At 73.3% G+C, this 6,312-nt stretch carries 8 protein-coding genes; 5 read left to right on the top strand and 3 right to left on the bottom strand.

The features are described from left to right. Positions 1–167 precede the first annotated feature (167 nt). The 4 genes from ACZ45E_RS32355 to ACZ45E_RS32340 all read left to right on the top strand — a co-directional run bounded on the left by ACZ45E_RS32355 (position 168) and on the right by ACZ45E_RS32340 (position 3,627). Entirely contained in the window at positions 168–1,508 is a 1,341-nt protein-coding gene (locus tag ACZ45E_RS32355; protein WP_468227672.1) for an MFS transporter, read from the top strand. Positions 1,509–1,589: 81 nt separating this feature from the next. After that, positions 1,590–2,066, top strand: coding sequence for a DUF2771 domain-containing protein (locus ACZ45E_RS32350; RefSeq protein ID WP_468227646.1), 477 nt, complete (start codon positions 1,590–1,592; stop codon positions 2,064–2,066). Next, entirely contained in the window at positions 2,036–2,740 is a 705-nt protein-coding gene (locus ACZ45E_RS32345; RefSeq protein ID WP_468227643.1) for a futalosine hydrolase, read from the top strand. The genes ACZ45E_RS32350 and ACZ45E_RS32345 overlap by 31 nt, the downstream gene beginning before the upstream one ends. Then, positions 2,737–3,627, top strand: coding sequence for a 1,4-dihydroxy-6-naphthoate synthase (locus ACZ45E_RS32340; RefSeq protein ID WP_468227641.1), 891 nt, complete (start codon positions 2,737–2,739; stop codon positions 3,625–3,627). The genes ACZ45E_RS32345 and ACZ45E_RS32340 overlap by 4 nt, the downstream gene beginning before the upstream one ends. Before the next feature lie 12 nt (positions 3,628–3,639). On the opposite strand, the gene ACZ45E_RS32335 is transcribed toward ACZ45E_RS32340, so the two are convergent. Continuing rightward, entirely contained in the window at positions 3,640–4,023 is a 384-nt protein-coding gene (locus ACZ45E_RS32335) for a cold-shock protein (RefSeq protein WP_468227639.1), read from the bottom strand. Between the two features lie 165 nt (positions 4,024–4,188). Here ACZ45E_RS32335 and ACZ45E_RS32330 point away from each other — a divergent pair, with 165 nt between their 5' ends. Continuing rightward, a complete protein-coding gene (locus ACZ45E_RS32330; protein ID WP_468227636.1) occupies positions 4,189–4,446 on the top strand; it encodes a hypothetical protein in 258 nt (85 codons plus the stop codon). Between the two features lie 20 nt (positions 4,447–4,466). On the opposite strand, the gene ACZ45E_RS32325 is transcribed toward ACZ45E_RS32330, so the two are convergent. Then, positions 4,467–5,111 (bottom strand): HAD family hydrolase, encoded by a 645-nt coding sequence (locus tag ACZ45E_RS32325; protein ID WP_468227634.1) that lies wholly within the window; start codon positions 5,109–5,111, stop codon positions 4,467–4,469. A gap of 42 nt (positions 5,112–5,153) precedes the next feature. Continuing rightward, on the bottom strand, positions 5,154–6,173 hold the full coding sequence (locus ACZ45E_RS32320; RefSeq protein ID WP_468227632.1) for a hypothetical protein: 1,020 nt from the start codon (positions 6,171–6,173) through the stop codon (positions 5,154–5,156). Positions 6,174–6,312: the final 139 nt, after the last annotated feature.

Genomic DNA, 6,312 nt, shown 5'->3' with positions numbered 1-6,312 from the left:
AAACGCGACTACATCTTCAACGGCACCCTCACCGTCGCAGCGATCGCCATCTGGCTCCGCGACACCGTCCAAGAGCCATCAGAAACGACCTAGTACGCCCGTTCCCGGGGCACTATGACTCCGTGGCAACCGCGCGGTCGGCGTACGCGGAAAGCGGTTCGGGCCCGGTGCGCGGGGCCGTCCGCAAGGTCGGGCGTGCCCTGAGGCTGCCTTTCACGGGCACGGCGCGCGGTATCCGGAAAGTGACACACGCGCACGGCGCGGGCGAGTCGGGCCTCGGAAAACTCATCGAACTCCACGCGGTGAACGGCGCGGGCGACGTCATGATCACGGTGGCGCTGGCCTCGACGGTCTTCTTCTCCGTGCCCACGGACGAGGCGCGCGGCCGGGTCGCCCTGTACCTGGCCATCACCATGGCGCCCTTCACCCTCCTCGCCCCGGTCATCGGCCCGCTCCTGGACCGGCTGCCGCACGGGCGGCGGGCCGCGATGGCCGGTTCGATGCTGGCGCGGGCGCTGCTCGCGCTGGTCCTGTCGAGCGCGGTGGTGACCGGCGGCATCGAGCTGTACCCGGCCGCGCTCGGCGTCCTCGTCACCTCCAAGGCGTACGGAGTCGTCCGCTCGGCGGTCGTGCCCCGGCTGCTCCCGCCCCGGTTCTCCCTGGTCAAGGCCAACTCGCGGGTCACGCTCGGCGGGCTGCTCGCCACCGGGGCCGCGGCGCCGGTCGGGGCGGGCCTTCAGGTCCTCGGGCCGCGCTGGCCCCTCTACGGCGCCTTCGTGATCTTCGTGGCGGGGATGTTCCTGTCCTTCTCCCTGCCGCGCAAGGTCGATTCGGCCAAGGGCGAGAGCAAGGCGCTGCTCGCCGCCGACGAGGCCCATCTGCACGGCCCCGTGAAGAAACAGCGCAAACCGGGCCTGCGGACCGTGGGCACCGCCGTGACCCACGGCCTCGCCGCCAACGCCGCGCTGCGCTGCCTCTCCGGTTTCCTGATCTTCTTCCTGGCGTTCCTGCTGCGCGAGCATCCGCTGACCGGGCAGAGCGCGGCCATGTCGCTCGGCCTGGTCGGCGTGTCGGCCGGGGCCGGGAACGCGCTGGGCACGGCCGTCGGGGCCTGGCTGAGATCGCGGGCGCCGGAGGTCATCATCGTGACGGTGGTGGCCGTGGTGCTCGGCGCCGCCATCACCTCCGCGGTCTTCTTCGGGGCGTTCATGACGGCGTGTCTGGCGGCGGTCGCCGGTTTCGCGCAGGCCCTGGCGAAGCTCTCGCTGGACGCGACGATCCAGCGGGACGTGCCGGAGGCCGTGCGGACGTCCGCGTTCGCCCGCTCGGAGACGTTGTTGCAGATGGCGTGGGTGGTCGGCGGCGCCATCGGGATCGCCCTGCCGCTCAACGGGGTGCTGGGCCTTTCGGTGGCCGCGGCGATCGTGGCCGTGGGCTGGCTGACGACGGTCCGGGGCCTGCTGGCGGCGGCACGTCACAGCGGCCCGGCCCGGGCGCGGGTGGCCTGAGGTTCTCCCCCCGCGGCCACGGCCACGCCGACCGGGACACCCACCCCCCGTCCCCCTGGCGGAGCCAGATAGCCTTCCGCCATGACCTCCCAGCGTTTCGTAGTGCGCCACAGGCGCACCGTGGCCGCCGTCGGTGCCGTCGGCGCCGGACTGCTCGCCCTCTCCGCCTGCGACAAGCCGAGCCCGCTGGCCACTGTCACGGTGGGCCGCGACTCGGTGAACTCCAAGGCATCCTGCTACGACGACGGCGACGCGCTGAAGCCGTCGTCGCTGGAAGGCTGCCTGAAGAACAAGGACGCCAAGACCATCAAGGTCGACCCCGACGAGACGGTCCGGTTCGGCGTGGACCCGAAGATCGCGGACCACGGCTGGACGATCCTGATGAACGGTCAGCCGCTCACGGACTCCAGCAAGAAGACGTACCGCACGGTCCCCGGCAGCGTCTTCTTCAACCAGCAGTACGGCGCCACCGGCGACTCCACCACGGTGACGATCCTGGAGGGCAGCGACTCCAAGGCGTACGGCCTGTGGTCGTTCAAGCTGAAGAAGGACTCCTGACGGACACCGGCACGACGCGCGCCCGCGTACTGATCGCCACCGCCGTCCCGGCCGAACGGGACGCGGTGGCGCGCGGACTGCGCGCACCCCACCCGGCGATCGACGTGATCGCCGTCGGCGTCGGCCCCGCGGCCGCCGCGGCGGGCACCGCCACCGCCCTCACCCGGGCCGCGCTCGACGGCCGCCCGTACACGCTGGTCGTCTCGGCCGGCATCGGCGGCGGTTTCGCCGCCCCGCCCGGCACGGTCCTGGTCGCCGACGCGATCACCGTGGCCGATCTCGGCGCCGAGACCCCCGAGGGTTTCCTGCCGGTCACCGAACTCGGCTTCGGCACCGTCACCCACCGTCCGCCGGCGTCCCTCGTACGAGACCTCGCCGCGGCCGCCTCCGCCACCGTCGGCACCGTGCTCACCGTCTCCACCGTGACCGGCACCGCCGACCGTGCCGCGCTGCTCGCCCAGCGCCACCCGGGCGCCGTCGCCGAGGCGATGGAGGGCTTCGGTGTCGCCGAGGCCGCCGCCGCGCACGACGTGCCGGTGGCCGAGATACGCGCCGTCTCCAACGCCGTCGGGCCCCGCGACCGCGCCGCCTGGCGCATCGGTGACGCGCTCGGCGCACTCGCCGACGCGTTCGGGAAGTCGGCGCCCGTACTGGAGAGTTGGAACATCACATGACGACGAACCCCCTCGCCACCCCGGCGGCCACCACGCCCGCCCCGGTGCGCATCGCCTTCTCGCCCTGCCCGAACGACACCTTCGTCTTCGACGCCTGGGCCCACGGCCGCGTCCCGGGCGCCCCCGCGCTCGACGTGACGTTCGCCGACATCGACATCACCAACGGCGTCGCCGAGCGCCGCGAGGACGCGTACGACGTCCTCAAGGTCAGTTACGCGGTCCTGCCGTACGTCCTCGACGACTACGCGCTGCTGCCGTGCGGCGGCGCGCTCGGCCGCGGCTGCGGTCCGCTGGTCCTCACTCGCGAACCGGACGTGGACCTCTCGGACAAGCGGGTCGCGGTGCCGAGCGAGACCTCGACCGCGTATCTCCTCTTCCGGCTGTGGGCGGCGGACACCGTGCCCGGCGGCGGGGTCGGCGAGATCGTCGTCATGCCGTTCCACGAGATCATGCCCGCGGTCCGGGACGGCCGGATCGACGCCGGACTCGTGATCCACGAGGCCCGCTTCACGTACCAGAACTACGGCCTGCACAAGCTCGCCGACATGGGCGAGCACTGGGAGGCCACGACGGGCCTGCCGATCCCGCTCGGCGCGATCATCGCCCGCCGCGACCTGGGCGCCGAGACGCTGGCGGCGTACGCGGCGGCCGTCCGCACCTCGGTCCGGATGGCCTGGGACGACCCCGAGGCGTCCCGCCCGTACGTCATGGAGCACGCCCAGGAGATGGACCCGTCCGTCGCCGACCAGCACATCGGCCTGTACGTCAACGAGTTCACCGCCGACCTGGGCGAGGACGGGTACGCGGCGATCCGGGGCCTGCTGACCCGGGCCGCGGCCGAGGGCCTGGTCCCGGCGCTCGCCCCGGACGCGCTCGCGTTCCCGTAGGACCGGGCGGGCTCAGACGTCCAGCTGGTCCGCCACCGCCCTCAGCAGCCCGCCGATCTTCGCGCCCGCGGCCTTGTCGGGGTAGCGGCCGCGCTCCAGCATCGGTGTGATGTTCTCCAGCAGCGTCGTCAAGTCCTGGACGATGGAAGCCAGTTCGTCCGGCTTGCGGCGCTGTGCGGCGGCGACGGACGGGGTCGGGTCGAGGATGGTGACGGAGAGCGCCTGGTCACCGCGCTGGCCGGCGACCACCCCGAACTCGACGCGCTGGCCGGGCTTGAGGGCGTCGACACCGTCGGGCAGTACGGAGGAGTGCACGAAGACGTCGCCGCCGTCGTCGCGGGAGAGGAAGCCGAAGCCCTTCTCGCTGTTGAACCACTTGACTTTGCCGGTAGGCACCTGAAGTCCTCGTCCTCGTACTAGAAAGAAAACGCTCTGGATAGCAGTACAGCGGGTCGTGGGACGACCCGCCGCCACCAAGACTATGGGTCCCGGGGCCGGTGACAAGACGTCGCCGAACGGTTGGCTTGCTTGTCCCTGCCGCCTGGGAACTACCCTTGCGGGGTGCGCGACAAAACCCAAGTCAATTCCCGGGCGACCGAGCCCGGACCCGGTGACGGCCTCGTGAAGGCGGGGGGCATCGTCTTCGTCGTGGGGGCGATCGCCACCCTCGTCACGGTGGCCCCGCTCTTCCTCGACACCGACCCGTTCCCGCCCCTCGCCTACGGCGTCTGCATGCTCATGGGCGTCGGCTTCCTGCTGGCCGCGGCCGGTCTCCTCCGCGGCGTCGCGGCTCAACGCCGGGCGGCGCGCTCCACCTAGCTCGCGAGGCAGCGCTCCAGCTAGCGCGCGAGGTAGCCCTCCAGCCAGGCCGGGAACGCGGTCAGGTCCGGCAGGATCACGTCGGCGCCGGCCGCCCGCAGTTCCGCGGCGTCGCACGGGCCGGTCGTGACGCCCACCGAGAACGCGTCGGCCGTGCGCGCGCCGCGCACGTCACCGACGTGGTCGCCGACGTAGACGCTCGCGCCGTGCTCGCGCAGCGCCTCCGCCTTGCCCTCGGCCCACAGGTTGCCGGCGACGACGTCCGCGTCGATGCCCAGGTGGGCCAGGTGGAGCTTGGCGTTCGGCTCGTACTTGGCGGTGACGACCATCGTGCGGCCGCCCGCGGCGTGCACGGCGTCCATCGCCTCGTGGACGCCGGGCAGCGGCAGCGTCGCCTCGATGGCGTATGTGGGATACATCTCACGGTAGAGGTCCGCCATCGCCGGGATCCGCTCCGCCGGGAACCACTCCGCCAGCTCGTCGACCAGCGGCGGCCCGAGCCGGGTGACGGTCAGGTCGGCGTCGACGTACGTGCCGGTCCGCTCGGACAGGGCCACCCAGGTCGCCCGGATCCCGGGACGCGAGTCGATCAGCGTCATGTCGAGGTCGAAACCGACGGTGGGGCCGGTGCGGGCGGGATCTATGAGAGCAGCCATGGAGCCCATTGTGCCCGCCGTACGAGGCCCCCTCCCGGCCGGCGGCCGCGCTCAGACCCGGCTCCGCTGCGAGCGCCACACCAGGTAGAGGGCGGAGCCGATCGCGGCGCACCGCAGCACCCAGGGCCAGGTGTCCCCGAGCGCGCCGGTCAGCTGTCCGTCGGGGATCGGGGCGCCCCACTTCCCGGCGCTGCGCCCCCAGAGCCAGCCGATGCCGCAGGCCACGGCGAGGCCGGGCAGGCCGAACACGGCGATCTTCTTCTGGCCCATGGTGAGGCGCCGGGACAGGTAGGCGACGGCCCAGCCGATCAGGAGCGCCAGGACGTTGCCGAGGGCGGCGCCGACGACGAGGGCCGCGGCGGCGAGCAGCAGGAGCGGGTTGGTCCAGCCGCCGGCCGGTACGACGCGGGGGACCCGGCGTGGCAGAAGCCGTCGCGCGCCGCGCCCCGCGTACTCCTCGGCCTCGTCCTCCTCGGCGGGCTCGTCGACGGCATCGGCCGCCGGGGCCGGCGGCCGTTTGCGCAGATCGGCGCGGGCCTGCGGCGGTTTGAGGATGTCCGGGATCTCCACCCCGCCGGTGAACCCGGGCACGGTGTCGGTGTCGGTGAGCGAGCCGCCCCCGCCGGCCCCCAGCCGCCACCAGTCGGTCTCCCCGCCGGACGCGCCGAGCTCCTCGGTACCGGCGAGGTGCGGCGGCGAGGGCACGTCGGACTCGTCCCGTACGGGTTCGGGTGCGGCCCCGCGCCGGGGCCTGGGCACCCTGCGGCGCAGCGAGCCGCCCTTGGGGTCGCGCTGCTCGGGCAGCGGCCGGGTGAGGGGCGCCGCCGGGTCGGTGGCGGACCCGCCGCTCTGGGCGCCGGTCACTATCCGGTCCGGGGTGCCGAGCCGGTCGAGGATGCGGCGGACTGCGGCCGGGCTGTCGACGGTGGCGCGGGCGCGGTGCCGGTCGATCTCCCCGCGCAACTCCGTCACCAGGCGCATCCGCGTCGCCGACGGCAGCTGCCGCTGCTGGGCCAGGTCGCCGACCCGGCTCAGATAGTCGAAGACGAGCTGATCACTCTCGATCCCCACGAAGTCCCCTCCGGGGTGCAGCAGTTGTTGTGTCGACGGTATCGCGAATGCCGGGGCCCGCCAGCGCCCGCCCCATGACGGAGCCGGGGCGCGGGCCGCGACAGAGCGGGGCCGCGGGGCCCGGCCCGCTACCGTGGGT

Source organism: Streptomyces sp. NPDC030991 (assembly GCF_055571235.1).
The sequence above is the reverse complement of the archived record's forward strand: the minus strand, read 5'-3'. Positions and strand labels throughout refer to the sequence as shown.

Bases quoted from the DNA above. Each gene is read 5' to 3' on its own strand.
- ACZ45E_RS32350 (WP_468227646.1), top strand. From the start codon at position 1,590: ATGACCTCCCAGCGTTTCGTAGTGCGCCACAGGCGCACCGTGGCCGCC.
- ACZ45E_RS32340 (WP_468227641.1), top strand. From the start codon at position 2,737: ATGACGACGAACCCCCTCGCCACCCCGGCGGCCACCACGCCCGCCCCG.
- ACZ45E_RS32325 (WP_468227634.1), bottom strand. From the start codon at position 5,111: ATGGGCTCCATGGCTGCTCTCATAGATCCCGCCCGCACCGGCCCCACC.